We start from the raw sequence: 25,821 nt of genomic DNA on the forward strand, positions 1-25,821 counted from the left end.
TGCGAGGAAATCATGTCAATCAAATCTATATCCGTCCCGAACCGCCCGGCAGCGGCGGTTGCCGTCGTTCTTCTGGCTATGGCCGCAGTGACTTACTGGGATGCGAGCCGCATGGTCGTCCGCGCCACCTATGGGATGAGCGCGAGCGCCGCTTCTTACTTCGTCTGTCTTCTGTTCGTCGCCCTTGCAGCGGGTCACATGGTCAGCGCCTTCAAGCCGAATGATCTCGAGAATGAGAGCGCCGACTGGAAGGCCGTGGCGTGGATCGCGCTCGCGCTGGCGGGGTTGATTGGCTCGGTCTGGCTTGGATTAGGTTTCATCCTGGGTTCGACGCTCCTCTTTGCGTTCACCTCGCGCGCCTTCGGTCGAAGAGCTCTGATTGCCGATCTCGTGCTTGGCGCCATCATTGGCGTCGCTGTCTTCTTGCTGTTCAACAAGCTCCTGACCCTCGCGCTGCCCCAGGGGCCGCTCGAGCGGCTGTTTTGAGACTCGGGCAATGGATTCTCTTATCTATCTTTTCCAGGGGTTTGCGACGGCTATCGAGCCCGCCAATCTCCTCTTCGCCGCCATCGGCGTCGTCATCGGCACTGCGGTCGGGGTCCTCCCGGGCATTGGTCCGGCCCTGACGGTGGCACTTCTCCTACCGGTCACCTTCAAGCTCGATCCGGGCGGCTCCATCATCATGTTCGCCGGCATCTATTATGGCGGCATGTACGGTGGATCGACGACTGCGATCCTCCTGAATACCCCGGGCGAAAGCGCATCGGTCGTCACCGCGCTCGAAGGCAACCAGATGGCTCGTCGGGGGCGAGGGGGACCGGCTCTGGCAACGGCGGCCATCGGGTCTTTCGTCGCCGCGCTGATCGCGACGGTCGGTCTGGCCTTTCTGGCGCCGATGCTCGTCAAAATCGCTGTTCGGTTCGGGCCCTGGGACTATTTCGGCCTGATGCTGATTGCCTTCGTGACCGTGTCCGCAACCTTCGGCTCGTCTCCCCTTCGCGGGCTGACCAGCCTGACATTCGGCCTCTGGCTCGGCCTGATGGGCATTGATCAATTGACGGGACAGGCGCGACTGACGTTCGGCGTTCCCGAACTACTCGACGGGGTCGAGGTGACGACACTGGCAGTGGGACTTTTCGCGATCGGCGAAGCGCTGCTTGTCGCGTCGCGCCATCTCTACAAGCCCGAGAAACCCATTCCGGTGAAGGGCTCGATCTGGATGACGAAGGAGGACTGGTCGCGATCCTGGAAGCCTTGGCTTCGCGGCACTGTTATCGGTTTCCCGATCGGCGCCCTTCCGGCGGGCGGCGCCGAGATCCCGACGTTCCTCAGCTACAACATCGAACGCAAGCTCTCACGAAAGCCGGAGGAGTTCGGTGCCGGAGCGATCGAAGGCGTTGCCGGACCTGAGGCGGCGAACAACGCCTCTGCCGCCGGAACGCTCGTGCCGCTTCTGACGCTGGGCCTGCCGACGTCGGCGACGGCGGCGGTCATGCTCGCGGGCTTTCAGCAATACAACATCCAGCCCGGCCCCTTGCTGTTCACCCAGCATGCGGATCTGGTGTGGGGTCTGGTGGCCAGCCTGTTCATCGCCAACGTCATGCTGCTGGTCCTGAACCTGCCGCTCGTCGGCATGTGGGTGCGGCTGCTTAAGATTCCGCTGCCCTGGCTCTATGCCGGAATCCTTGTCTTTGCCTCGATGGGAACGATCGCAGCCAATCCATCGGTCGTGGAACTGCTCCTCCTCACGGGTTTCGGTGTCGTTGGGTTCCTGATGAGGCGCTTCGACTATCCGATCGCTCCTGCCGTGGTCGGCCTCATCCTGGGGCCGCTCGCAGACAGCGCTCTGCGGCGCTCGCTGCAGATGAGCCTCGGCAATCCGATGGTGTTCCTCCAGCATCCGAGCTCGGCTATCATGATCGCGATCGCCGTCGTCGCACTCGTCGCTCCCTTCATATTCCGTGGGCTGTCCCGGTTCCAGCAGGACGAGGACTGATGACGCGCCAGCCTTCGCCGGGCTATGGTAAGGCACGGCGATGTCCCTTAGATGGGAACAGGCAATTGCGATAAGAGAGCGTTTTGACCGATGGCAAGGAACAGTCTGGTACCTCAGATCAGCAGCAACATCCTCGACTATTTGAGGGCTGGTCAAATGCAAAAGGGCCAGCATCTGCCGCTTCAGATGCTGGCCGACCACTTCCGAGTTTCGAGAGCGCCCGTCATGAGCGCGCTTCAGCGTCTGGAAGAACGCGGCATTGTCCGCGCTGAGCCGAATCGTGGCTATTTCCTTGCAATCGACGCGGAAAAGATCGATCCGGAGCCGGGACAAGAGAAGGAAGACGCGACCGGCGACGATGTGATCTACTTCAAAATGGCCGAAGACAGACTGTCAGGCAAACTTGACGAGCGGGTCAGCGAAGCCGAGCTGATGCGCATGTATGACGTTCCAAGAAGCCGGCTCCTGAAGGTCCTGCATCGCGTCGCCGATGAGGGCTGGATCGAGCGTCTGCCGGGAAACGGCTGGGCATTCCGCGAAACGCTGACGTCGCGTAAGAGCTACGAGGACGGCTATGTGTTCCGTGCCGTAATCGAGCAGCAGGCGATGCTGTTGCCAACCTTCGAGCCTGATCCCGAAGGCTTCAAGCGAATCCGGCAGATACAGACTGACCTTGGGAACGGGGGTTATGAGACCTGGTCGCGGGCCGAGATCTTCAAGGCGAACAACGAGTTCCACGAGATGTTGGTGGCCTGCTCGCGCAACGAATTCTTCCTCGACTCGATCAAACGCATCAACAGGCTCCGCCGGTTGATCGAGTATCATATCACCATCGACAGGAGCCGCCTGCCCAGGCAGACGAGCGAGCATCTTCAGATCCTTGACTTGATCGAGGACGGACGACGTACGGAGGCGGCGGCGTTTCTCTATACCCACATCATGGGCGCGAGACGGATCAAGAGCCCGAAGGTGGTCTAGTCCAGGTTCTTCACGAGGATGCAGACCGGGCTCCCGACAGCAAGCTCGGACCCCTTCGGCAGAAGCATCCCCGTGTCAGCGTCGGTGTCGAACGCCACGATTGTGTCGGAGTCTTCGTTCGCCGCAAGCAGAATGCCATTCTTCAGGATCGTGAAGAAGCGCGGCGTCCGACCTGCAGTTTCGTGGTGACCGACGAGCGTCAGCGTACCCGTCTCAGCGATTTCGAACGCCACGATCGTGTCGCTGCCGCGGTTCGAGGCATAGACGAAGCGCCCGTCCGGAGAAACCGCAATCTCGGCGCCCCGGCTGTTGCCGGTAAACGTCTCCGGTAGCGCTGAGACGATCTGGAACGGCGTCATCCTTCCCGAGGTTACGTCGAAGTGGTGCGCGGCAACCGTCGAGTCCAGCTCGTTGATCGCGTAGGCAAGCCGGCCTCCAGGATGGAAGGCCACATGGCGCGGGCCGGCGCCTTCGCGCGCCTTGCATGCGCTGACGAACCTGAGCTTCCGCGCAGCCGCGTCGATCTCATAGACAAGAATCTGGTCGATCCCCTTGTCCGGAACGACGATCCAGCGGCCGCTCCGATCAAACTCTACCTGGTGAGGCTTGGGAAACGGCTGTTCGATGCGATGCGGGCCGACCTCGCCTTCGATCTGCAGTAGGTGGCAAACCTCGCCAATCGAGCCGTCAGGGTTTCTGGGCAGCAAAGCGAGGGACGACGTGACGTGGTTTGCGACGACGAGGAAACGATTGGTCGGATCGAACGAAAGATGGACGGGGTTTCGACCCTGCGTCGAACTCCTATTTAGGAAGGTGAGGATTCCGGTGTCGTCGATCGCGAAGGAGCTGACACCATCGGAGTCGCCGTGGACGCTGTAGAGAAACTGTCCACTTCGGTCGAACGCCAGAAAAGACGGGTTCTCCATTTCCAACAACTGGACATGGGACCAATAGGCATCGGGGCCTATCCGATAGACGTTGAGGCCGTCGCCACGGGCGTTTCGGGCCCGCGTGGTGCGTGTGCCGACATAGGCCAGTCCTGAATGAAGCTCCATCTTCTCCTCCTCGATGCGATCGCTCTTTTACAGCAGCATTATCCAAGCCGCAATTGCATTTTGTAATCATATTATGTAAAAAACATCTGCCGAGGGAGGCTTTGACATCTATCATGGAGGAAGCTGAAGTGATTGCCGAACAGAATTCAATCGAGAAGACCACCATGAGGAAGGTCTTCTGGCGCATCGTGCCATATACGTTTCTGCTCTACGTCATCTCGTATCTCGACCGGGCTAACCTCGGATACGCCGCGTTGCAGATGAACAAGGACCTTGCATTGTCTGCCGAGGCGTTCGGGTTTGCCGGCGGGATTTTCTTCATCGGCTACTTCCTGTTCGAAGTTCCGAGCAATATTGCGCTGCAGAAATACGGGTCGCGCATCTGGATCTCGCGCATCTTGGTGACCTGGGGCGCCGTAGCCGTCCTGACCGGCTTCGCGCAGAACGCATGGCAGCTCTACTGTCTTCGGTTCCTGCTCGGCGTTGCTGAGGCCGGTTTCTTTCCTGGCATCATCATTTACCTGACCTACTGGTTCCGCTCCAAGGAGCAGGCGACCACCGTCGCGTTCTTCACCGCCGCCATTCCGGTCTCCTATCTTCTTGGCGCCCCGCTTAGCACCTGGATCATGGACAACGTCAGCAGCTTCGGCCTTGCGGGTTGGCGGTGGATGCTAATCATCGAGGGCGTGCCGGCTGTCGCTGCCGGCGTCTTCAATTACTTCTACATGACGGACCGCCCGGAAAAGGCGAAGTGGCTGACCACGCGGGAGCGCGACTGGCTCGTTTCCGAGCTTGCGGCGGATCACTCCAAGAGGGCGAACGTCAAGCACCTCGGCCTATGGCAGGCCATATCGAATCCGAAGGTTCTCTTCCTCTCGGCAATCTACTTCATCTACCAGGTTGGCAACCTCGGCATCGGTCTCTGGATGCCGCAGATCATCCAGAGCTTTGGCGAATCCCTGACGCACTTCCAGATCGGCCTCATCGCGATGATCCCGTACGCGGTCGCAACCGTCGTGATGGTCCTTTGGTCGCGAAACTCGGACCGGACGGGCGAGCGTCAGAAGCACAGTGCCGTCCCACTGCTGATTGGCGGCCTCGCGCTCGCTGCCACCGGCCTTACCAACAATCCCTACGTCGCCATCTCCTTGATCTCGCTGGCGTTGGCAGGCATCTACGCGTTCAAGTCGCCGTTCTGGTCACTACCCGGCCTCTTCCTGACCCGCTCGACAGCCGCCGTCTCCATCGCCGCGATCAACTCCATCGGCAATCTCGGCGGCTTCGTTGGTCCCTACGCAATGGGTGCGGCGAAGACCTGGACGGGAAGCGCGCTCGGCGGCCTGCTTTTCCTTGCGGTTCTTCTCGTCATCTCGTTCTTCATGACGTGGTTTATGCGGCTTCAGAACTCTGATGCTGAGGACGGCCCGACCGGCCAGTTCAACGCCGCCCGCACAATCTCGTGAAAGGCTTGAAGAAGGTGAAGAGCATGCCAGGCAAAGTCGAACTCAACGGCGTTGACTACGACATCATCGATCTTCCGGCCGAAGCTGGCGCTGACCTTGACAGGATGCCATACATCCATCGCATCCTCTTGGAGAATGTGCTGCGGACCGGTGGCGCGGATGCGCGGCGCTCGAAGGACGCCATGCTCGAATGGCTGAAGACCGGGCAGAGCGAGATCGAAATTCCCTTTCTCCCCAACCGCGTTCTCATGCACGACACGACCTGCGGACCGGCACTCGTCGATATCGCAGGAATGCGCTCGGCCCTCGCCGAGGCCGGCGGAGACCCGGCACTTCTCAATCCGGTGGTCCCGGTCGACGTCTCGACCGACCACTCGGTGGCGGTCGACGCTTTCGGGACGTCTGCGTCTCTCGCGACCAACATGAAGAGGGAGTACGAGCGCAATGCCGAGCGCTACAGCTTCATGAAGTGGGCGACGAACACGCTGAGCGGTTTCCGGGTCCATCCTCCGGGAACGGGAATCATGCACACCCTGAACCTTGAGCGGCTCGCAACGACTGTTACCGCTCTGCAGCGCGACGGTCGCCTCTGGGCGGCGCCAGACACATTAATCGGCACCGACAGCCACACGTCGATGATCAATGGGATCGGCGTCCTTGCGTGGGGCGTCGGTGGCCTCGAGGCGGAGAGCGTCTTCTTTGGCATGCCCGTCACCCTGCGTGTTCCCGATGTGGTCGGCGTCAGGCTTACTGGCTCTTTGCGCGATGGCGTGCTGGCGACAGATCTTGCGCTCGTGGTCACGCATCTGCTTCGACAGATCGATCTGCAGGACAAATTTGTCGAGTTCCACGGTCCCGGCGTCTCCTGCCTCACGGCCGGCGACCGTGCTGTGGTTGCCAATATGACGCCCGAATTCGGTGCGAACAGCGGCTACTTCCCCATCGACCGGGCTGCGGTCGACTACCTGTTGCGTACGGGCCGGACAGAAGAGCATGCCCGATTTGTGGAAGCCTATGCGAAGCGCGTGGGCATCTGGTTCGATCCGGAAGCGACGCCGCGCTATTCGTCGGTCATCGAACTCGATCTGACAACTGTGGAACCCAGCCTCGCCGGCCCACGCCGGCCGCAGGATAGAATTCCGGTCAGCGGAACCCGATCGGCGATCGCCGCGATGGGAAAGCCCGCCGCTCCTTCGATAGAAGGCGGCCCGAACGATGGCGCGGTGGCGATTGCAGCGATCACGAGCTGCACGAACACCTCCGATCCCCGGCTCCTTGTTGCTGCCGGTCTGCTGGCACGCAAGGCGGCCGCGCTCGGGCTTCACCCGTCGAAATGGGTGAAGACGTCGCTCGCTCCGGGCTCGCCAACCGCAGAGAGGTATCTTCGTCGTGCCGGTCTCCTCGCCGATCTCGAAGCCATCGGCTTCGGAATCGTGGGGTACGGCTGCACGACCTGCATCGGTAACTCAGGCCCGTTGACCGAGCCGGTCACCACGGCAATGGCGGAACGGGGCATCCTTCCCGTCGCCGTGCTGTCGGGCAACCGCAACTTTCCCGGCCGCGTTCATCCGCAGCTTGAAGCGGGCTTCCTGGCATCGCCGCCGATGGTGGTTGCGTTCGCACTGGCGGGGACCGTCGACATCGATATCATGGAGGATCCGATCGGAACATCGAACGTCGGAAATCCGGTCATGCTAGCCGACGTCTGGCCATCTGCAGCTGAGATCGACGAGGCGCTTGGGGCGGCGTCGAAGATCGCGGACTTTGCACCGGCGTACGATGCGGCCGAAGCGAGCCGAACCTGGAAGGATCTGGCGGCTCCGACGACCACAATCTTCCCATGGGACGAAGCCTCAACCTACATCCGCAGGCCGCCGTTTGCGAGCCTGGGGGAGGGCTCTCGGCTTGGCGTCTATGGCGCACATCCTATCCTCGTCCTGGGCGACGACGTCACTACGGATCATATTTCGCCTGCCGGAGCGATCCCGCCAGCGGGCGACGCCGGTCGCTACCTCATCGAACGCGGCGAGAACCCGACCGACCTCAACGTCTTCTCCTCGCGGCGAGGAAACTGGGAGGCGATGACCCGAGGTCTCTTTACCAACAAGACGGTACGCAACCTCATTGCCGGCAACATCCCGCCGGGATCGACGGTGCATGTTCCAAGCGGACGCGTCATGTCGCTATGGGCTGCCGCACAGCTTTACAATGCGGAGGGCAAGTCCGTGGTGGTGGTAGCTGGCGAGCGCTATGGAATGGGATCATCCCGCGACTGGGCTGCCAAGGGCGTGGCGCTTTTGGGCGCGCGCGCGGTGCTTGCTGCGAGCTTCGAGCGCATCCACCGCTGGAACCTGATTGGAATGGGGGTTCTCCCGTTGAGGCTCCCGAGCAAACTCTCATCCGACATCCTCGCATTGCGCGCGGGAGATGTTGTAATCGTCCATGCTGACGAAGCTGCAATCTCACCGCGCGGTGTGGTCGAAGTCGAGGTGCAACGATCGAAAGGTGATGTCATCAGCTTTGAAACAACGGCCGCAATCGAAACCATGGCGGAAATCGAGATCTTGCGCGCCGGCGGGGTCCTCCCCCTCATCTTGCGCCGCCAGTTGTCGTCAAACTCGAATAACAGAGCGCCGGGCATTCCTTCGGAAGAGGCGATACGCTAATGCAACTGCGCGAAGGCGATATTCGCCGTTTTGGGACACGTCATGCCATAAGTAACTGATATTAAATGTTAATGTTGGTTCGTTTCTGCCTAAATCATCCTGTTGAAATAGTGTCTGAGCATCGCTAATTTAGGTCGTCCTGGGACTGCCTATCTCGTTCCGTCTGCCTCGCCAGTGTGGGCGCCGGGTTCCCGGCACCCCGGCGCAAGCAGGGCTATTCGTGTGTTGTGCCCTCAAAGTCCAAAACGCCGCCGAGCGGTACGTATGCCTGGCCATCGAACTGATATAGCTGGAGTGCCTCCACAGGGTAGATGTCGGATCCCGCCTTGGTCGTCATTGTGATGCCTTCTTGGAGCAATGGGTTCTTCCACCCGTTCATGTTGTGAACGACTTTCATCAGCTCTTCGCGGGTGGGGTCCTTGAGCTTCTCGAGGGACTGGATGAGCGCGTCGCCGATGGCATATCCCGTCTGGCCGATCGTATTGGCGAAGACGAAATTCACCTTGGCTGCTTTTATGGCGTCGAGATAGTTATCGACGCCTTCGTCGCCTGACTGCTGATCGCTGGTGATAGGCTTTAGGATGTCGGAGGTGATAATACCCTTGGCATTTTCCAGGCCGACCGACTGGAGGACCGGATATGCCGACGACAAGTTAGTGACCAGGGTCAAAGGCTTCCAACCGCTTTCGGACTGGAAGCGGATGGCTTCGCCTCCCTGGCGCGGAGCAGCGATAATCACCAGGGTGTCAGCGCCGGAAGCCTTCAGGGTGTTGAGTTGGGTCTCGACGGTGGGGTCCTGCGATGTCACCGGCTGGCGTTCGATCACCTTGATGTTCGTTCCGTCGATTGCGCTATCGAAGGCCTTCATGAAGGTTTGGCCCGTCTCCGTGTTCAGATACAGGAAGGCCACCTTTGCGTCGGGCTTGTTGATCTGAAGGTACGCAGCAAATGAGTCTGCTTCGGTTGAAAACGACGGTACGAAGCCGACTTCCCATTCGGGTGCATTCAGGGAGATAACACCGGAATACATGAAAACGTTCGGCACTTTCTTCTGCGTGATATAACGGCCGATCGCCAGATTGTTTGGCGTGGCTGCGGTACCGACGAGAGCAAATACCTGATCTTTCTCGACCATCTTGCGGACATTCGCCAAGGTGCGCTGGGGATCAAGGCCATCATCTTCGATGATGAGATCGATCTTGCGGGTCTTGCCGTCGCCCATCTTGACGCCGCCTCCGGCGTTGGCCTGTTCGACCCGCGCACGTATGCCTTCGGCGACGCCGCCGACGACGGCGACCGGTCCAGTCAGCGGTCCCGTGACACCAATTTTAATGGTGTCGTCGGTGACGCCCGGCGACGGTTCTGCAGCATTGGCATTGCTTGCCGCGAGCAGTGCCGCGACAGCCAGCGGCATTGCGCATCCTTTTAGTACAGAGATAAATCTCATATCAGTTCCTCCCTTGTTTCAATTTGGCGCCGGCTACTCGCCATCCTCCGAAAAGTCATCGAGAGCCATTTTTCGATGAAGCCAGTGACCCCGTTGCGCGCGACCATCATGATCAGGATCAGCGCGAGACCGTAGATCAGGTTGCCGAGGCTCAGGTTGATGTCGGATGCCCAGGTCGGGACGAAGACCATGAACAGACCGCCGAGAAACGCTCCGACGATACTGGTGGCGCCGCCGACAATGCTGCCGATCACGATGTTGATGGACAGGATTGCCAGGAACGACTCCGGGCTGATGAAGCCACTGATGATCCCGAACACTCCACCGCCGAGTCCCGCGAGCGCCGAACTTGCGGCAAACGCCCATAGTCGGGTGCGTGTCAGGTTGACGCCGAGCGCCTGGGCAATCTGTGGATTATCCCGCTGTGCCCTAAGGGAGCGCCCGTTGTCGCCAAAGAGCATCCGCGAGACAAGCAGGGCACCGATGCCCGCGCATGTAAGCGATATGATGTAGAGCCACAATTCAGGGCTATCCGATAAGAAACTCGGAGCTTCGGGGGCTTCGATCGGAAGTCCTGACACGCCGCCGGTAAGGCTTCCCATCTTGAGCAGCAGTTGCGGGAACGCAGCCGCGATGCCGAATGTAACGATGGCCAACTGCAAGCCTTGAAGCCTGAGTGCTGGAAGGCCGATGACCAGCCCAATCGCGGCCGCCACCGCGGCAGAGGCAGGCAGCGTCAAGAGCGGTGAGACGCCGTAGGTGGCGTTGAGGATCGCGGTGACGTAAGCGCCGACGCCGAACAGCGTTCCCTGTGCAAGGCAAATCTGCCCGGCGAAGCCCATCAGCAGGTTCAAACCGAGGATGGCGATGGTATAGGCGATAGCAATCGCCACCTGCTGCAGCGCGTATCCCGGCGCTAAGACTGGGATCAGGATCGCGACGATCGCGAAGAGAGCGAACTTGAGAGCGGCCGCGCGGAATCCATCATCATTCATAGCTTAGTCACCTTATAGGAACCGAACAGGCCAACGGGCTTCACGAGCAGGATGACCAGGGTGAGGGCGATCGGCACCGCGATGCGCATGTCGGCGCCGATGAACGAGAGGTAGCTGGCACCCAAGCTCTCGGCGACACCGACGGCGAGGCCGCCGACGATTGCGCCAAGCGGACTGTCCCAGCCGCCGAGCGTCGCTGCAGCGAGCCCGTAAAAGAGAATTGGCGTCATCATCGTCGGGCTGAGGAACAGGCGGGGGGCGATGAGGGTGGCGGCAAGCGCCCCGATGACAGCGGCAAAGCCCCATCCCAACATAAGCATGCGTTCGACGTTGACGCCGACAAGCACGCTTCGAGCGTGGTCGAAAGCCGCCGCGCGCATCGACAGGCCAAGCCTTGTGAACCGGAAAATGAAGCCCATTGCCAAAGCAATAACAAGAAGGATCGTTAGTGTGCCGATGGCGGAAGAGAGCACGCGAACCCCGCCGATATCGAAGCCACCGTCAGGGAAAAGGCTCGGGAACGCGAGCTGTTCGGCACCCCACATCCACATGCACGCGGCCTGGAAGAGGACGAGGATGCCAAGGGTGATGACGACGATTGCCTCTACCGGAGCGCTCATCATCGGTCGGATAATCAGGCGGAAAGTCACAATCCCAATAGCAAACGCCACAATGAGGCTCGCGAGGACGGCGAGCCAGAGCGGCGCCCCCCACTGCATCAACTGCCAGGCGACATAGGCGGAAAAGGTCGCCATCTCGCCCTGGCCGAAGTTGACGACATTGGTTGCCCTGAAGATGAGGACGAGCGCCAGGGCCAGCGCCGCGTAAATTGCACCCGTGGTCAAGCCGCTGACGACGAGCTGGAAGAAGAGGCTCATCAGGCAACTCCCAGATAAGATTTCTTGATGTCTTCATTGCCGATCAGCTCCGTTGCCGCACCGCTCGCGACGATCTGGCCGGCCTCGATGACGAAGGCCCGGTCGGCATATTGAAGGGTGATGTCGACATTCTGCTCGACCACGAGCAGCGTCATGCCGTGATCCTTGTTGAGCGTCTTGAAAATCGCGAGGATTTCCTGGGTGATCGAAGGGGCGAGCCCGAGCGATGGCTCGTCGCACATCAGAAGCTTCGGTCGGGACATGAGCGCGCGGGCAACGGCCAGCATCTGCTGTTCTCCGCCGCTAAGATTTCCTGCAAGCTGATTGCGCCGTTCGCGCAGACGCGGGAATGTCTCGTACCAGCGTTCCTTGTCCTCCCGCACCTGTGATCGGTTGGACACGATCGTCGCTCCGAGCGACAGGTTTTCATCGACCGTAAACTCGGAAAAAGTCCCTCGCCCCTGGGGTATGTGAGCGATACCGAGCGCGAGGCGCTTCTGCGCCACGATCTTGTCTAGCGCTTTTCCAGAAAAGGCAACCGAACCCTTGAATGGAAGCAGTCCCGAGACGGCGCGCAGCAGCGTTGTCTTCCCGGCCCCGTTGGAGCCGAGCAGGGCGACAAACTCGCCTTCGCCCACTGAGAACGAACAGTCGAACAGCGCCTGCGTCTTGCCGTAGAACACGGAGAGATTCTTGAGATCCAGCGTCATGCCGCCTTCCCGAGGTAGGCGGTAATCACCGCGTCGTTGGACTTGATTTCGGAAGGGGTGCCTTCGGCCAAGTTGCGGCCCAGGTGCAACACAACGATCCGGTCACAAAGGCTCATGACCAACCCCATGTGATGCTCGATGAGAAGAATGGAGAGGTTCCGTTTGCGTCTGATGCCGTTGATGAGCGAGCCGAATTCGTGGACTTCGCCGTGCGTTAGTCCGCCGGCAGGTTCGTCAAGCAGAAGAATTTTGGGCTCGGCAGCAAGTGCGCGGGCAATCTCCATACGCTTCTGCAGGGGATAGGGAAGCGATCCGGCGGTGCGCGGTGCGAGCTCGGCCATGCCGACCTCTTCAAGCACCGCCATTGCCTTTTCGCGCGCGGACCGTTCCACAGCCCTTGCCCGGGATGGAGCGAAGATCGCTTGAGCGAACTTGCCGCCAAACCGATGATGCGCCCCGAGCATGACATTCTCCAGAACGGTCATCGAGGCATAGATGCCGAGATTCTGGAAGGTCCTCGCGATGCCCATTCCGATCATCTCGCGCGAACCCACGCCTTCGAGTGGCTGACCGCCAAGCATGATCGATCCGCTTGTGTAATTTACAAGCCGGGTCGCCGCGTTGAGAAAGGTCGATTTGCCTGCTCCATTCGGCCCGATCAAGCCACAGATTTCTCCTGCCTTCACGGAAACCGACACATTGGTCAGGGCTTTGACGCCGCCAAACTGCACGGAGACATCTCGTGCCTCAAGCACAAGGCGCACCTCGGCGCTGCTGCTGCTGTTGCTCACTGATTTCCTCCCTTCCGAAGCGGTCTCTCCACGGCTTGTCCATTTCTCTTGTTGACAGCCAACCCCGCTTTGGATACCTATCAGTATCCGAAGACGTTTCGGTATGTCAAGCGTCAATCGCGTGGCGATTGCTCCGAAGGAACGTCCTGAGAATGCATGCCGTCGGGTTGGAGAACATGGCGGCGGGATTAGTGAAAACCCCGCAAAGCAGGGTGAGGGAGGAAATCAATGACTGGAACGCACACCGAACTGACGGGCGAAAATCTCTATCACGATCCTTATCCCGTCTACGCGCGGCTACGCGCGGAGGAGCCTGTGGCCTTCTTCGAAGGGACGAAAGAATATTTCATTACGCGCTTCGACGACTGCCGCACGATCGGCGGCAACGACAAGGTGTTCGGACCTTCAGGCTCGGCGGACCGTCCTGAAGCCCGCGTCATGGGTATGCCGAACGTCTTGACCATGTCTGGTGAAGATCACCAGTGCCTCCGCCAGGGTATCGACGAGAATCTCACGCAGGAACGCGTGCGCTCCTTCGTCGAAGGTCTGACACGCCCGGTCGTGCAGCGTTACATCGACTCCTTGAAGAAGAATGGTGAAGCGAACCTGACGACGGAACTCTTCGAGCCAATCTCGGTGCGGTGCATTGGCGACGTCATCGGCCTGACGGAGACGCCAAACGAAACTCTCGTCGAGTGGTTTCATGCGATGGCGCTGGGCCTGCAGAACGTCAGCAATGATCCGGCCATATGGAAGCGACTGGACGACGCGCTCGCCGACATCGACAAGCAGATGGGCGATCTTTACCAGGCGTGCCTGTCGAAGCCGAACCACTCGCTGCTCAGCCATGTCATGTATGGCGGCATGCCAAAGGGTGAGGTTCGAAGCTGGGAGGAGATTTCTCCCACCATGCGCGTCATCATCCTCGGCGGCCTCCAGGAGCCAGGCCATGCAGCGGCAAACGCCTGCACGGGTCTTCTTTCAAATCCCGACCAGGCGAAGCTCATGGCGGAGCAGCCGCAGGAAAACGCGATGCGCGCCTTCGACGAGGGGCTGCGCTGGATCGCCCCGATCGGCGTAACGCCGCGCATCGCCAAAGAAGATTTCGAGATCGCCGGCACGGTCATCCCTCAGGGATCATCCGTCGCCATCGTCATGGGGTCGGCCAACCGCGATGAGACACGTTTCGAAGACGCCGACCGCTTCGACATGTTCCGCAAGAAGAAGCAGCACCTGTCCTTCGGTTTCCGCCCGCACTTTTGTTCCGGCCACTTCCTGTCCCGTGCGATGGGCGAGATTGCGCTTGCCGAGGTATTCCGGCAGTTGCCCGATCTTCGTCTCGATACGTCGCGGGAGATTAAGGGCAAGGGCTGGCGGTTCCGTGGGATATCCGACCTTCCTGCGAAGTGGAATGCGTGATGTCGCTGATCATCGACTGCCACGGCCACTTCACGACCGAACCGCCGGAGCACCATGCCTTCCGCGCGGCGCAAGTCGCCTATGCGGAAGGAAAGTCTTCCGAGCTCCCCGTCTATCCGGGAATCCCCGACAAGCAGTTGCACGACATCATCGAGGCGAACCAGCTTAAAATTCAGCGCGAGCGCGGCTCGCATGTCACGCTGCTCAGCCCGCGTGCCTCGGGTATGGGACACCACGTGCCGGGACTATCGGTCGCCAAGGAGTGGTCACGCCTGTCGAACGACAATGTTGGCCGGATCGTCGACATGTTCCCGGATAATTTCGCGGCCGTCTGCCAGCTTCCCCAGACAGTCGACGGCGACCTGTCTGATGTCATCGAGGAGTTGGAGCGCTGCGTCGAAAACGGCTTTGTGGGCTGCAATCTCAACCCCGACCCATCGGGCGGGCGTTGGAGTGCGCCGCCGATCTACGATCCGTGGTGGGATCCGATGTGGGAGGCCATGGTTGCCCTCAGGGTTCCCGCGATGATCCACGTCTCGAGTTCCTGCGAGCGCTGCCTTCACATGACGGGTGCGCACTACATCAACGCGGATACGGCGGTGTTCATGCAGTTGATTCAGGGAGACCTGTTCGAGCGTCATCCGGAACTCAAGCTCATCATACCGCACGGAGGCGGGGCAGCGCCTTACCACTGGGGCCGCTATCGCGGCCTGGCGATCATGCTCGAAAAGCCCGGCCTCGACACGCACCTCATGAACAATGTGTTCTTCGACACCTGCGTCTATCACCAGGCGGGCATCGATACGCTCTTCCGCGTCGTCGACACCAAGAACATCCTGTTCGGCTCCGAGCTGCTCGGCGCTGTGAAGGCGACCGATCCGGAGACCGGGCACCCGTTCGACGACACCAAGAGATACATTGACCATCTCGCCCTCGACGATAGCCAGAGACACGCGGTTTTCGGAGGAAACGCGCGACGGGTCTATCCGCTTTTGGACGAAAGGCTGCGCGGGCGCGGACTTTGAAGCCTCACGAATATCAGGGAGAAATCATATGGCTTCCAGCCAACATCTAAGCCTCGCGGGCGGGGCGCAAGGCTTCAACTGGCTCCCGGTCTTCGTGGCCGAAGAGCATGGAATTTTCGCCAAGCACGGGCTGGTGATCGAATACAAGAAGATGGGCACCGTCGACAAGGCGACCACCGCCGTTGTCGAAGGGGAGGCCGATCTCGCGATAACCCCACCTGAAGGTGCCGTCTCGAACTTCGTCAAAGGCGGCGAGCTCAGGGTCATCGCCTCGAATTCCAATCGCCTGCCGATGTCACTCGTCGCTCAACCTTCGATCAAGACGATCAAGGACCTCAAGGGCAAAAAGGTTGGCACCTCGTCTCTGACAGAGGGCACGGCAATCTACACCCAAATGCTGCTGTCCAAGGAAGGCCTGCGGTATCCCGGCGACTACGAATTCGAACTCGCCGGCATCCACACCAAGCGCTGGGAAGCCCTGCAAGCGGGGGAAATTGACTGCGCCCCGCAGCCCGCGCCATGGAATTTCCTGGCTGAACGCGAAGGCTATAACCTGATCGGCGAGATCAATGATGTCATCCCCGAGATCGTCTTCGCCGCTGTCATCGGCCGCAAAAGCTGGTTGGACGGCAACCGCGATGTCGTCGGCCGATTCCTCAAGGCGCTGTTCGAAGCCTATTCGATAACAAACGACCCGAGCCGCGAAGACATCACGCTTCCGATTTTCCAGCGAATTACCACGAAAGACGACGCCGAACTCGCTTCGCGAGGCCTTCGCTACATGCGCGACATGGGCATGTGGCCCGGCGATCTCTCCATTCCGCAAGGTGCGATGAATGCCACGGTCGACTTGATGATCCGCGCCAACCTGCTTGACGAGGCAGCCAGATCCGGCGCCGCAGGCGTGTTTGAGCGCAGCTTCCTTCAGGGCGCGGTCGGCTGGTTGAAATACGTTTGATTGCATCTCGGGAGGTTCCCAATGAAGGTAATGACCAAGACCCCGCGGACGGATCGCGAGATATGCGAAGCCCTCGGCAAGCTGGGTGTCGCCACAGTCCATGAAGCACAGGGTCGCAAGGGATTGCTGGCCCCGCATCTGCGCCCCATAATCGAGGGCGCTCGCATCGGCGGCACGGCGCTCACATGCGAGGTGCCGCCGGGTGACAACTGGATGATCCACGTCGCCCTTGAGGTCGCACAGCCCGGCGACATCCTGGTCGTCACACCAACCTCGCCGTGCACGGACGGATATTTCGGCGATCTTCTCGCGACATCGTGCAAGGCTCGCGGAATTCTGGGACTGGTGATCGATGCCGGCGTACGCGATGTCTTCGACCTGCGGTCCATGAACTTTCCCGTCTGGTCGAAGGCAATATCGGCCCAGGGCACAGTCAAGGAAACGCTTGCAAACGTTCAAATCCCAGTGGTTTGCGCCGGAGCCTACATCGAGCCGGGCGATGTCATCGTCGCCGACGACGATGGCGTTTGCGTTGTCAAACGTGACGAGGCGGCGTCGGTCCTCGAAAAAGCGCGCAAACGCCAGAAAATGGAAGACGAAAAGCGCGGTCTCTACGAGCGAGGCCAACTAAGCCTCGACATCAACAACATGCGTCCGCAGCTTGAAGCGAAAGGCTTGATCTATGAATAGGGCAATGGAACTGCGCAGACTCCGGCGCGTCGTCACAGGGATTAGCAATGGCAAGTCGGTGTTCATCAGCGACGGCCCGGCACCCAATGCCCACGCATACGCTTCCGTGCCAGGCCACTTGACCTCGGTCCTTTATGCCACGTCGGCGAAACCCAGCCTTCCGCAGAGTCATGCGGAGCAGGCGCCGCCGCAAATCATGATCACCCCCGAACCGGGCCAGACGAAGCTGATGATCGTCGTCTTCCCGCCGGACTCGGTATTCGCGACCGTCGACCCGGCGGCCGCGTTCGAGGAACAGGCGGTGCATATCCCTGGCCTGATCGAGGCGTTCGAGCCCAATGCCCCCGGTATGCACACCACCGACACAGTGGATTACGACATTGTCCTCGATGGCGAGGTCTGGCTCGAACTCGATGACGGCGCCGAAACGCTGCTGAAGCAGGGCGACGTCGTCGTCCAATGCGGCACGCGCCACGCCTGGCGCAACAAGGGCGACAAGCCCGCGACGATGTGCTTCGTCCTCATCGGTGCCGAAAGAGAGGCATGACAATGGTGCGGGCGGACAACAATCGCTTCTTCGACTGCATCATCGTCGGCGGTGGACATGGCGGCTCGCAGACAGCGGCAGCGCTCAGGCAGTCCGGGTTCACGGGACGCATTGCGCTGATCGGGGCTGAGCCGGAAGTCCCCTACGACCGCCCTTCGCTTTCGAAGGAATATCTCGCAGGCAAGAAATCCTTCGAGAGGATGCGTCTCAGGCCGGAGGATTTCTGGACCTCCCGGCAGGTGGAACTGATGCTGGGCAGGCATGTGACCACCGTCGATGCGGCAGCCCATGTCGTCGTCACGGACCTGGGGGAACGCTTCTCTTACGGCAAGCTCGTCTGGGCTGCCGGTGGCGAACCGAGGAAGCTTTCCTGCCCCGGCAGCGAGTTGGCCGGAATCTGCTATATCCGCAGCAAGGCAGATTGCGACGCGCTCGTCGAAGTCCTTCCTGGCGCCGAAAGGATCGTGATCGTCGGCGGCGGCTATGTCGGGCTCGAAGCGGCAGCCGTGTTCCGAGAGATCGGCAAAGAGGTCACTTTGGTCGAGGCGCTCGACCGCGTACTCGCCCGCGTGGCAGGCGAGCCGGTATCGAGATTCTACGAAGCCGAGCATCGCGCACATGGCGTCGACATCCGCCTCAACTGCGGTGTCGGCTCTCTGGAGGGTTCCAACGGCCGCGTCAAGAACGTGGTGCTTGCCACCGGCGAGAAGGTCCCAGCAGATATCATCGTGGTCGGTATAGGCATTATCCCTTCGGCCGGCCCTCTGATCGAGGCGGGCGCGGAAGGCTCAAACGGTGTCGATATCGATGAGTTTTGCCAGACGTCCCTGCCGGACATTTACTGCATCGGAGACTGCGCCCGGCTGAGACATGGCCGCGGCATTCGCATCGAATCTGTGCAGAACGCGACGGATCAGGCGACGACCGCCGCCAAAGCGATCTGCGGCGAACTCAAGCCCTACGAGGCGACGCCCTGGTTCTGGTCCAATCAATACGATTTGCGGATGCAGACCATCGGTCTCAACTACGGCTTCGACAGCGTGGTGACACGGGGTAATCCCGCCAGCCGGAGCTTCAGCGTTATCTACCTGAAGAACGGGGCGGTCCTGGCTCTCGATTGCGTCAACGCATCCCGCGACTACGTGCAAGGACGAAAGCTTGTCGATAGCTCGGCGAGGGTCGACCGTGACGCGCTGGCCGATACATCGCAACAACTCAAGGAACTTAGCCCCGAGGCGCTGTGAGGCATTCGGGGCCCGGAATAACGTGGAGGAAAAAATGTCTATGATATCAGTGCGTACGCGGGACGGAGAGCTGCATAGTTTCGAGGGAAGATTGGGTACTTCGCTGATGGAGAATATCCGAAGCGCGGGCTTTGATGAGCTGCTTGCAATGTGTGGCGGGTGCCTTTCCTGTGCCACCTGCCACCTCTACGTCGAGGAATTGCCAAAGACCGCAAGCCTGGCAGCACCCTCGATCGACGAGAGTGAGTTGCTGGAGGGCTCCGACTACCGCCAAGAGAGCTCGCGACTTTCCTGTCAGATCCTCTTTGACGAAACTCTCAGTGGAATCGTCGTTCGCATTGCCCCCGAAGAATGACAATCGATCCGCTCGCGTCACAGGCGGACCTCGAGGATCATACACTGAGTGGCGATCCAAAATCACGGTTCAGTCGCACTCGAACCGGATGCTCTAAGCGATAGTCAAGAGCGTTCCAGCCAGTCAGATATTTCATGGCTGAATTTCGGGCTAAAAAAGCATCAACCAAGGCCCCGACCGCGCCCATGGCACTCATAGCCATGGGCGTTACGTCATTCCGCTCATTCATTCGGTAACACGGATCGCCTTCTTATTTGCAGGCGATCCCGCGATATGGCGCAAACCATTCGAGCAGTCTTAGACGCATATGGGCGTGCCCGTCTCGACAACCTATCGCGCGGCATATGGTCGGCGACCTCGCATGAACTATCCGCAGTGCGCAACGGCAGCCTGCCGGTGAAGGTCTTATGGCTGCCGAGGAACGTGTTTCTTTGAGAAAATCTCCTCCGGTCGAAAGCGGAGATCATCAAGCTCTCAGGCCAGCTTCGGAAGCAGGCCGCTGACCGATTCTTTGGCGTCGCCGTAGTACATGCGGGTGTTTTCCTTGAAGAACAGCGGGTTCTCGATCCCGGAATAGCCGGTACCCTGGCCGCGCTTGGAGACGAAAACCTGCTTGGCCTTCCAGACCTCGAGCACAGGCATGCCGGCGATCGGTGAGTTCGGATCTTCCTGTGCGGCCGGATTGACGATGTCGTTCGAGCCGATGACGATGACGACATCGGTCTCGTGGAAATCGTCGTTGATCTCGTCCATCTCCAACACGATGTCGTAGGGCACCTTGGCTTCGGCGAGCAGGACGTTCATGTGACCAGGCAGGCGGCCTGCAACCGGATGGATCGCAAAGCGCACGTTCTTGCCGGCTGCGCGCAGCTTGCGGGTGAGTTCCGAAACCGCACTTTGAGCCTGCGCGACCGCCATGCCGTAGCCTGGAACAATGATGACGGAGTCGGCGTCGTTGAGCGCCGCAGCAACGCCCTCGGCATCGATGGCAACCTGTTCGCCCAGGACTTCCATCGTCGGGCCTGAGGCATTGCCGAAGCCGCCGAGAATGACCGATAGGAACTGGCGATTCATCGCTTTGCACATAATGTAGGACAGGATCGCGCCCGACGAGCCGACGAGCGCTCCGGTTACGATCAAAAGGTCGTTGCCGAGCAGGAAGCCTGTCGCCGCCGCCGCCCAACCGGAATAGGAGTTGAGCATCGAAACGACGACCGGCATATCGGCGCCGCCGATGGCCATGACCAGATGAGCGCCGATAACAAAGGCGATCAGCGTCATTAGGTAGAGTGTCCACGAACCGGCGCCATTCATGTACATGACCATGAGGGCAAGCGACATGAGCACCATCAGGATGTTGAAGATGTGCCGGCCGGACAGGATGAGTGCCTTGCCGCCGATGTGACCGGAAAGCTTGCCATAGGCGATGATCGAGCCGGTGAAGGTCACCGCGCCGATGAACACGCCGAGGAAGATTTCCGCTTCATGGATGATCTTTTCCGCATTGGTGGCGAACTCATGCGCCGTCATGTCGGAGTTGAGGCCGATCAGCACTGCAGCAAGGCCCACGAAGGAGTGTAGCGCCGCCACGAGCTGCGGCATGCCGGTCATTTCGACACGCTGCGCCAACAACGTGCCGACGACAGCACCGACGACAAGCATGATGATCAGGACGACGGAAAGCCCGACACCTGGTCCGAGGATGGTCGCGAGTACGGCTATTGCCATGCCTGATATGCCGTACCACACGGCGCGCTTGGCGCTTTCCTGACCGGAAAGGCCGCCGAGCGAAAGGATGAAGAGAACGGATGCGGCGATGTAGGCCGCGGTCTGGATACCGATAGACATGATTTTGATTCCCCGGCCGGCGTCACGACTTTTGAAACATGTTCAACATGCGCCGGGTGACCATGAAGCCGCCGACGATGTTGATAGTGGCAATCGCCACCGAAATGGCGGCAAGGGCTGTCACCAGCCAGCCGCCCGCGGTGATCTGCAGCAGCGCACCGATGATGATGATCCCGGAAATCGCGTTGGTCACGGCCATCAGCGGTGTATGCAGCGAATGGCTGACACCCCAAATGACCTGAAAGCCGACGAAGCAGGCAAGCGCGAAGACGATGAAGTGGCCCACGAAGGCCGCCGGCGCATAGGCGCCGATAAGCGCCATCAGAAGGCCGCCGACGACGAGCAGGCCGACCTGCTTCCGCGTAGCCGACTTGAATGCGGAAGCTTCGGCGGCACGCCGTTCTTCCGGCGTCAACTCCTTGGTCTTTTCCTTTGGCCTCTGGGCTGCGATCGCCTGGATCTTTGGCGGCGGTGGCGGATAGGTGATCTCGCCTTCGAAGGCTACAGTGGCTCCGCGAATGACATCGTCTTCCATGTTATGGACGAGAACGCCATCCTTTTTCGGGGTGAGGTCCGTCATCATGTGGCGGATGTTCGTCGAATAAAGGGTCGATGCCTGTGCCGCCATGCGGCTCGGGAAATCGGTGTAGCCGATGACGGTGACGCCGTTCTCAGAAACGATCTTCCGATCCGGAATGGTCAGGTCGCAATTCCCGCCGCGTTCGGCCGCAAGGTCGACCACCACGGAGCCCGGCTTCATCGCAGCGACCATGTCTGCAAGCCAAAGCTTCGGCGCGTCGCGGCCCGGGATTAGTGCGGTGGTGATGACAATGTCGATATCAGGCGCGATTTCGCGGAACTTCTTTAGCTGCGCTTCGCGGAATTCCGGGCTCGACGGGGATGCATAGCCACCCGTTGCCGCGCCATCCTGCTGCTGTTCCCTGAAGTCGAGGAAGACGAATTCTGCACCCATCGATTCGATCTGCTCGGCCACTTCCGGGCGAACGTCGAATGCGTAGGTGATGGCACCGAGCGAAACGCTGGTGCCGACGGCGGCAAGACCAGCGACGCCAGCGCCTATGATCAGAACCTTGGCCGGCGGGATCTTGCCGGCCGCGGTCACCTGGCCGGTGAAGAAGCGGCCGAAATTATTGCCGGCCTCGATCACGGCGCGATAGCCTGCGATGTTGGCCATGGAGGACAGCGCGTCCATCTTCTGGGCGCGCGAAATGCGTGGCACCATGTCCATGGCAATCACGTTTGCGCCTGTCGCCTTCGCTTGCTCAAGAAGCTCCTTATTCTGCGCAGGATAGAAGAATGAGATCAGCGTCTTGTTGCTCGAAAGCCTTGCTATGTCGCTTGGCTCAGGCGGGCGCACCTTGGCGATGACGTCCACGCTTGCAAAAAGTGCTTCAACGCTGTCGACGATCCTGACGCCGGCTGCGCGATAGGCGTCGTCAGAGAAGCCGGCAAGTTTACCGGCGCCGGTTTCGATGGCACATTGATATCCGAGTTTCTGAAGCTGGGTGGCGCTGTCCGGCGTCATCGCGACGCGTGCTTCCCCCTCAAGCCGTTCTCGTGGCGAACCTATAAACATGTCACTCCCCATTTTCAGAATACGATGTGTCAGTACACGATAACGCTGCGGATGCTTGTCCCCGATTGCATGAGCTCGAAGCCCTTGTTGATGTCTTCGAGGGCCAGGGTGTGGGTGATCATCGGATCGATCTCGATCTTGCCCTGCATGTACCAGTCGACGATCTTTGGTACGTCGGTGCGGCCGCGGGCGCCGCCGAAGGCGGTGCCCATCCAGGAGCGGCCGGTGACCAGCTGGAAGGGGCGGGTGGCGATCTCCTGGCCGGCGCCGGCAACGCCGATGACCACTGACTTGCCCCAGCCGCGATGGCTGGCTTCCAGCGCCTGGCGCATCACCTTGGTGTTGCCGGTGCAGTCGAAGGTGTAGTCGGCGCCGCCGATCTGGTCGGCACCGCGCTTCGTCATGTTGACGAGGTAGGGAACGATGTCGTCACCGACCTCCTTCGGATTGACGAAATGCGTCATGCCGAAGCGCTCGCCCCAGGCCTTCTTGTCGTTGTTCAAATCAACGCCGATGATCATGTCGGCGCCAGCAAGCCTGAGGCCCTGGATGACGTTCAAACCGATGCCGCCAAGCCCGAAGACGATGGCCGTCGATCCGATCTCCACCTTGGCGGTGTTGATGACGGCGCCGATGCCGGTGGTGACGCCGCAGCCGATATAGCAGATCTTGTCGAACGGGGCGTCCGGATTGACCTTAGCAACGGCAATCTCCGGCAGCACCGTGTAGTTGGCGAAGGTCGAGCAGCCCATGTAGTGATGGATCTTGTCCTTGCCGATCGAAAACCGCGAGGTGCCGTCCGGCATCAGGCCTTGCCCTTGCGTTGAGCGGATGGCGGTGCACAGATTGGTCTTGCGCGACAGGCAGGACGGGCATTCGCGGCATTCCGGCGTATAGAGCGGAATGACGTGGTCGCCCTTCTTCACCGAGGTCACGCCCGGGCCGACATCGACGACGATGCCGGCACCCTCATGGCCGAGGATCGCCGGAAACAGGCCCTCCGGATCGGCGCCCGACAACGTGAAGTCGTCGGTGTGGCAGATGCCCGTCGCCTTCACCTCGACCAGCACTTCGCCGGCCCGCGGTCCCTCCAGCTGAACGGTCATCACTTCAAGCGGCTTGCCGGCGGCAACGGCTACGGCGGCGCGTACGTCCATTAAGGTTTCCTTTCGATGATTGCCAGATTTGCGCGGTGCGGCCTTGATTGCGAGTGTCAGGTCGCGGAAGAATAAGGAGTGCGTCGACTGGAGGTTTGTGTCCCACAAACGGGCGAGCTTGGCCGCGCGGGTGTACCGCAAAGCAACGAGATTGCAGGCGAAAGCATGATAGATCCTCCCGATGCGCGCTTATGGTTTTATCTCCGCCCTCCAGCCGCATTGATCTTCGTTAACATACTTATTGGAATTTGCATACCAAAAAGTATCCGAAAAAGCTAGAAATTTCACCTAGCCGCCCGCCCTCGGGCCGGGCGGGTATGGAAGCTGCGAAGCGGCCGGTGAAGCGGCTATGCGTTCTGGGCTAAGCGTTTTCTGATGAGCCCATACTGAAAGGTACCGTCGCGCTGCGGCGGTACCTTTATCGCGAAGTGACCTTGCGGTCGGGATTGCGTTCGATCAGCCTTGGTGCTCGCGGCCTTCCACCTGAATCACGAGATCAACCTCATCGCCTATCATCCCGAGCGCTGCCTTCATGCCGAAATCACTCCGCTTCACCTTGGTTGTCGCGCTAAAGCCGACGACGTGGCTCTTGTCCCACGGGTTCTGGCCTTCCTTGTTGAACTTGACGTCCAGCGCAGTGGACTTCGTGACGCCGGCAATCGTCAGGTCGCCAATAATTTGTCCCGTGGTGTCAGAGATCTTCTTGAATTCCTTGCCGACGAAGGTGATTTCCGGAAATTCCGTAGCATTGAACCAATCGGCGCCCTGGATGTCGCTGTCGCGCTGCTTGTTGTTCGTCGAGATCGAACCGACCGCGACTTTGACATCAAGGTTGCTCCCCTCGGGCTTCGCGGCATCGAATTGGAAAGCGCCTGAGAATTGCTGCGCGACGCCAATCACTTTCGAGAAGCCCAGGTGGTCGATGTAAAACGCGATTCCTGAATGGACCGGGTCGATGTCGAACTTGGTGGCCCAGGCGGGTGACACTGCCCCGGCGAGCGGCGCCACCGAAAGCAACAATGCTGCAAGTCTGTGTTTCATTTCATTCTCCTCCTCAGTTAAGCTGGAAAACTCGATCCATAGTCCAGGAACGCCACGGCGACCGCCAACGCGGCCGGAAGAACGGCCAGGCCGATATGGACGAAAAGACGCGGAAACGGCCGAGATGCGGCAAACATCCGGCAGACACGCTCCGAGAACACCGGCAGAACGACGCAGAGGGCGAGGATCGCAATGGCGATGGGATCGGCGTTGCGCGTGATCAGTACCACTGTGTATGCCACGGAAATCAGTCCACCCAATGCGGCGGTCGATGAGGCGCCGCCGAAGCGGAAAACGGGGTTGACGACGTGTATGAGGAGAATGCCAAAGCAACCCGCTGCAAACAGCAGACAGAGCTGAAACGAGGAGGACGACGCACCCAGAAGGGCTATCGGCGCGAAGCCAAGCGCGAGCACGGCAACAACGCCGCCCCGCTTCACGTCATCTTCCGGGCGAGCCGTCGCCCCGCGCAAGATGAGCCACATTATAGCCACGCCGGCTGCCGCTGCAGCCACCACTTCCCAGGACGCCACTCCCAAGCGGGGCAGGCCAATATAAACCGCGGCCGCAACCGGCTGAAAAAGGGAAACAACTCGAACCGCGGGTTGGGCAGCGATCTCGACCGCGAAGCCGACCATCGTCCCGATAACAATGACATAGAACACCTTGTTGACCGCCCCGACAGGCGGAAAAGCCGGCACTTTGTTGTAGACGAGCCAATAGGCTGCCAGCAATGCAGCAGGCATTAGGAGATCGGTCAGGCGTATCGGGCCGCGCCAGCGCATCAAGCCCGACGCAAAAATGCTGACGAGCATCATGGCGAGCAGGGACGCGGCCAGCGCCTCCTGCGGGGAGTTGCCAAATCCAAGCATGCGAATTTTCCGAATTGCGAGATGTATATCCTGCAGGGCCGGCACGCTGACGCATGGCACCCGGCACCAAGAAAGCCGGCGCCCTAGCC

Annotated in this window: 23 protein-coding genes; 12 read left to right on the top strand and 11 right to left on the bottom strand. The window is 60.3% G+C overall.

The features are described from left to right. Positions 1–12: 12 nt before the first annotated feature. From NBG89_RS22725 to NBG89_RS22735, 3 genes are all read left to right on the top strand, one after another. Complete coding sequence (locus NBG89_RS22725; protein ID WP_431324345.1) at positions 13–486, top strand: tripartite tricarboxylate transporter TctB family protein; 474 nt, start codon at positions 13–15, stop codon at positions 484–486. A 10-nt stretch (positions 487–496) separates the two neighbouring features. Next, a complete protein-coding gene (locus tag NBG89_RS22730) occupies positions 497–1,996 on the top strand; it encodes a tripartite tricarboxylate transporter permease (RefSeq protein WP_431324346.1) in 1,500 nt (499 codons plus the stop codon). A gap of 90 nt (positions 1,997–2,086) precedes the next feature. After that, a complete protein-coding gene (locus NBG89_RS22735) occupies positions 2,087–2,974 on the top strand; it encodes a GntR family transcriptional regulator (protein ID WP_431324347.1) in 888 nt (295 codons plus the stop codon). On the opposite strand, the gene NBG89_RS22740 is transcribed toward NBG89_RS22735, so the two are convergent. Then, on the bottom strand, positions 2,971–4,029 hold the full coding sequence (locus NBG89_RS22740) for a lactonase family protein (RefSeq protein WP_431324348.1): 1,059 nt from the start codon (positions 4,027–4,029) through the stop codon (positions 2,971–2,973). The genes NBG89_RS22735 and NBG89_RS22740 overlap by 4 nt on opposite strands. A 113-nt stretch (positions 4,030–4,142) precedes the next feature. Here NBG89_RS22740 and NBG89_RS22745 point away from each other — a divergent pair, with 113 nt between their 5' ends. Next, on the top strand, positions 4,143–5,492 hold the full coding sequence (locus tag NBG89_RS22745; RefSeq protein WP_431324521.1) for an MFS transporter: 1,350 nt from the start codon (positions 4,143–4,145) through the stop codon (positions 5,490–5,492). Positions 5,493–5,515: 23 nt separating this feature from the next. Next, positions 5,516–8,158 carry an aconitate hydratase AcnA gene (gene acnA / locus NBG89_RS22750; RefSeq protein ID WP_431324349.1) on the top strand — a complete coding sequence of 881 codons (2,643 nt, stop codon included), beginning with the start codon at positions 5,516–5,518 and terminating at the stop codon, positions 8,156–8,158. Between the two features lie 214 nt (positions 8,159–8,372). Here the strand turns inward: acnA and NBG89_RS22755 are convergent, their stop codons facing one another. From NBG89_RS22755 to NBG89_RS22775, 5 genes are read right to left on the bottom strand one after another with little or no spacing between them, the layout of a single operon-like run. After that, positions 8,373–9,572 carry an ABC transporter substrate-binding protein gene (locus tag NBG89_RS22755; protein ID WP_431324350.1) on the bottom strand — a complete coding sequence of 400 codons (1,200 nt, stop codon included), beginning with the start codon at positions 9,570–9,572 and terminating at the stop codon, positions 8,373–8,375. Between the two features lie 29 nt (positions 9,573–9,601). Then, entirely contained in the window at positions 9,602–10,600 is a 999-nt protein-coding gene (locus NBG89_RS22760; protein WP_431324351.1) for a branched-chain amino acid ABC transporter permease, read from the bottom strand. Then, a complete protein-coding gene (locus NBG89_RS22765; RefSeq protein ID WP_431324352.1) occupies positions 10,597–11,478 on the bottom strand; it encodes a branched-chain amino acid ABC transporter permease in 882 nt (293 codons plus the stop codon). Before NBG89_RS22765 ends, NBG89_RS22760 begins: the two co-directional genes overlap by 4 nt. After that, the gene (locus tag NBG89_RS22770; protein ID WP_431324353.1) at positions 11,478–12,188 is read right to left on the bottom strand and encodes an ABC transporter ATP-binding protein; all 711 of its coding nucleotides are present in this window, start codon (positions 12,186–12,188) and stop codon (positions 11,478–11,480) included. Before NBG89_RS22770 ends, NBG89_RS22765 begins: the two co-directional genes overlap by 1 nt. Continuing rightward, the gene (locus tag NBG89_RS22775; protein WP_431324354.1) at positions 12,185–12,979 is read right to left on the bottom strand and encodes an ABC transporter ATP-binding protein; all 795 of its coding nucleotides are present in this window, start codon (positions 12,977–12,979) and stop codon (positions 12,185–12,187) included. Before NBG89_RS22775 ends, NBG89_RS22770 begins: the two co-directional genes overlap by 4 nt. A 228-nt stretch (positions 12,980–13,207) precedes the next feature. Between NBG89_RS22775 and NBG89_RS22780 the strand changes: the two genes are divergently transcribed. Genes NBG89_RS22780 through NBG89_RS22810 form a run of 7 tightly spaced genes read left to right on the top strand, consistent with a single transcriptional unit; the run spans position 13,208 to position 19,217 of the window. Continuing rightward, entirely contained in the window at positions 13,208–14,398 is a 1,191-nt protein-coding gene (locus NBG89_RS22780) for a cytochrome P450 (protein ID WP_431324355.1), read from the top strand. Between the two features lie 5 nt (positions 14,399–14,403). After that, the gene (locus NBG89_RS22785; RefSeq protein WP_431324522.1) at positions 14,404–15,423 is read left to right on the top strand and encodes an amidohydrolase family protein; all 1,020 of its coding nucleotides are present in this window, start codon (positions 14,404–14,406) and stop codon (positions 15,421–15,423) included. A gap of 28 nt (positions 15,424–15,451) precedes the next feature. Continuing rightward, complete coding sequence (locus NBG89_RS22790; RefSeq protein ID WP_431324356.1) at positions 15,452–16,381, top strand: ABC transporter substrate-binding protein; 930 nt, start codon at positions 15,452–15,454, stop codon at positions 16,379–16,381. Positions 16,382–16,402: 21 nt separating this feature from the next. After that, positions 16,403–17,071 carry a 4-carboxy-4-hydroxy-2-oxoadipate aldolase/oxaloacetate decarboxylase gene (locus NBG89_RS22795; RefSeq protein ID WP_431324357.1) on the top strand — a complete coding sequence of 223 codons (669 nt, stop codon included), beginning with the start codon at positions 16,403–16,405 and terminating at the stop codon, positions 17,069–17,071. Then, positions 17,064–17,618, top strand: coding sequence for a cupin domain-containing protein (locus NBG89_RS22800; RefSeq protein ID WP_431324358.1), 555 nt, complete (start codon positions 17,064–17,066; stop codon positions 17,616–17,618). Before NBG89_RS22795 ends, NBG89_RS22800 begins: the two co-directional genes overlap by 8 nt. Further along, positions 17,615–18,862, top strand: a complete 1,248-nt coding sequence (locus NBG89_RS22805) for an NAD(P)/FAD-dependent oxidoreductase (protein WP_431324359.1) — start codon at positions 17,615–17,617, stop codon at positions 18,860–18,862. Before NBG89_RS22800 ends, NBG89_RS22805 begins: the two co-directional genes overlap by 4 nt. A 34-nt stretch (positions 18,863–18,896) precedes the next feature. Then, positions 18,897–19,217: a 2Fe-2S iron-sulfur cluster-binding protein gene (locus NBG89_RS22810; protein WP_431324360.1), complete on the top strand. Its 321-nt coding sequence runs from the start codon at positions 18,897–18,899 to the stop codon at positions 19,215–19,217. A gap of 474 nt (positions 19,218–19,691) precedes the next feature. On the opposite strand, the gene pntB is transcribed toward NBG89_RS22810, so the two are convergent. From pntB to NBG89_RS22835, 5 genes are all read right to left on the bottom strand, one after another. Further along, positions 19,692–21,065, bottom strand: a complete 1,374-nt coding sequence (pntB, locus tag NBG89_RS22815) for a Re/Si-specific NAD(P)(+) transhydrogenase subunit beta (protein ID WP_431324361.1) — start codon at positions 21,063–21,065, stop codon at positions 19,692–19,694. Positions 21,066–21,087: 22 nt separating this feature from the next. Beyond that, complete coding sequence (locus tag NBG89_RS22820; protein ID WP_431324362.1) at positions 21,088–22,662, bottom strand: Re/Si-specific NAD(P)(+) transhydrogenase subunit alpha; 1,575 nt, start codon at positions 22,660–22,662, stop codon at positions 21,088–21,090. A 29-nt stretch (positions 22,663–22,691) separates the two neighbouring features. Continuing rightward, positions 22,692–23,819, bottom strand: a complete 1,128-nt coding sequence (locus NBG89_RS22825) for an S-(hydroxymethyl)glutathione dehydrogenase/class III alcohol dehydrogenase (protein WP_431324363.1) — start codon at positions 23,817–23,819, stop codon at positions 22,692–22,694. 456 nt (positions 23,820–24,275) lie between these two features. Next, positions 24,276–24,860: a YceI family protein gene (locus tag NBG89_RS22830; protein ID WP_431324364.1), complete on the bottom strand. Its 585-nt coding sequence runs from the start codon at positions 24,858–24,860 to the stop codon at positions 24,276–24,278. Positions 24,861–24,877: 17 nt separating this feature from the next. Next, positions 24,878–25,732 (bottom strand): hypothetical protein, encoded by an 855-nt coding sequence (locus tag NBG89_RS22835; RefSeq protein WP_431324365.1) that lies wholly within the window; start codon positions 25,730–25,732, stop codon positions 24,878–24,880. Between the last annotated feature and the right edge of the window lie 89 nt (positions 25,733–25,821).

This window comes from Rhizobium sp. YTU87027, from assembly GCF_050644135.1.
GTDB lineage: Bacteria > Pseudomonadota > Alphaproteobacteria > Rhizobiales > Rhizobiaceae > Rhizobium.

Coding starts and splice junctions, on each gene's coding strand:
- NBG89_RS22725 (WP_431324345.1), top strand. CDS start 13: ATGTCAATCAAATCTATATCCGTCCCGAACCGCCCGGCAGCGGCGGTT.
- NBG89_RS22730 (WP_431324346.1), top strand. CDS start 497: ATGGATTCTCTTATCTATCTTTTCCAGGGGTTTGCGACGGCTATCGAG.
- NBG89_RS22735 (WP_431324347.1), top strand. CDS start 2,087: ATGGCAAGGAACAGTCTGGTACCTCAGATCAGCAGCAACATCCTCGAC.
- NBG89_RS22740 (WP_431324348.1), bottom strand. CDS start 4,029: ATGGAGCTTCATTCAGGACTGGCCTATGTCGGCACACGCACCACGCGG.
- NBG89_RS22745 (WP_431324521.1), top strand. CDS start 4,143: ATGGAGGAAGCTGAAGTGATTGCCGAACAGAATTCAATCGAGAAGACC.
- acnA (WP_431324349.1), top strand. CDS start 5,516: ATGCCAGGCAAAGTCGAACTCAACGGCGTTGACTACGACATCATCGAT.
- NBG89_RS22755 (WP_431324350.1), bottom strand. CDS start 9,572: ATGCCGCTGGCTGTCGCGGCACTGCTCGCGGCAAGCAATGCCAATGCT.
- NBG89_RS22760 (WP_431324351.1), bottom strand. CDS start 10,600: ATGAATGATGATGGATTCCGCGCGGCCGCTCTCAAGTTCGCTCTCTTC.
- NBG89_RS22765 (WP_431324352.1), bottom strand. CDS start 11,478: ATGAGCCTCTTCTTCCAGCTCGTCGTCAGCGGCTTGACCACGGGTGCA.
- NBG89_RS22770 (WP_431324353.1), bottom strand. CDS start 12,188: ATGACGCTGGATCTCAAGAATCTCTCCGTGTTCTACGGCAAGACGCAG.
- NBG89_RS22780 (WP_431324355.1), top strand. CDS start 13,208: ATGACTGGAACGCACACCGAACTGACGGGCGAAAATCTCTATCACGAT.
- NBG89_RS22790 (WP_431324356.1), top strand. CDS start 15,452: ATGGCTTCCAGCCAACATCTAAGCCTCGCGGGCGGGGCGCAAGGCTTC.
- NBG89_RS22795 (WP_431324357.1), top strand. CDS start 16,403: ATGAAGGTAATGACCAAGACCCCGCGGACGGATCGCGAGATATGCGAA.
- NBG89_RS22800 (WP_431324358.1), top strand. CDS start 17,064: ATGAATAGGGCAATGGAACTGCGCAGACTCCGGCGCGTCGTCACAGGG.
- NBG89_RS22805 (WP_431324359.1), top strand. CDS start 17,615: ATGACAATGGTGCGGGCGGACAACAATCGCTTCTTCGACTGCATCATC.
- NBG89_RS22810 (WP_431324360.1), top strand. CDS start 18,897: ATGTCTATGATATCAGTGCGTACGCGGGACGGAGAGCTGCATAGTTTC.
- pntB (WP_431324361.1), bottom strand. CDS start 21,065: ATGTCTATCGGTATCCAGACCGCGGCCTACATCGCCGCATCCGTTCTC.
- NBG89_RS22820 (WP_431324362.1), bottom strand. CDS start 22,662: ATGTTTATAGGTTCGCCACGAGAACGGCTTGAGGGGGAAGCACGCGTC.
- NBG89_RS22825 (WP_431324363.1), bottom strand. CDS start 23,819: ATGGACGTACGCGCCGCCGTAGCCGTTGCCGCCGGCAAGCCGCTTGAA.
- NBG89_RS22830 (WP_431324364.1), bottom strand. CDS start 24,860: ATGAAACACAGACTTGCAGCATTGTTGCTTTCGGTGGCGCCGCTCGCC.
- NBG89_RS22835 (WP_431324365.1), bottom strand. CDS start 25,732: ATGCTTGGATTTGGCAACTCCCCGCAGGAGGCGCTGGCCGCGTCCCTG.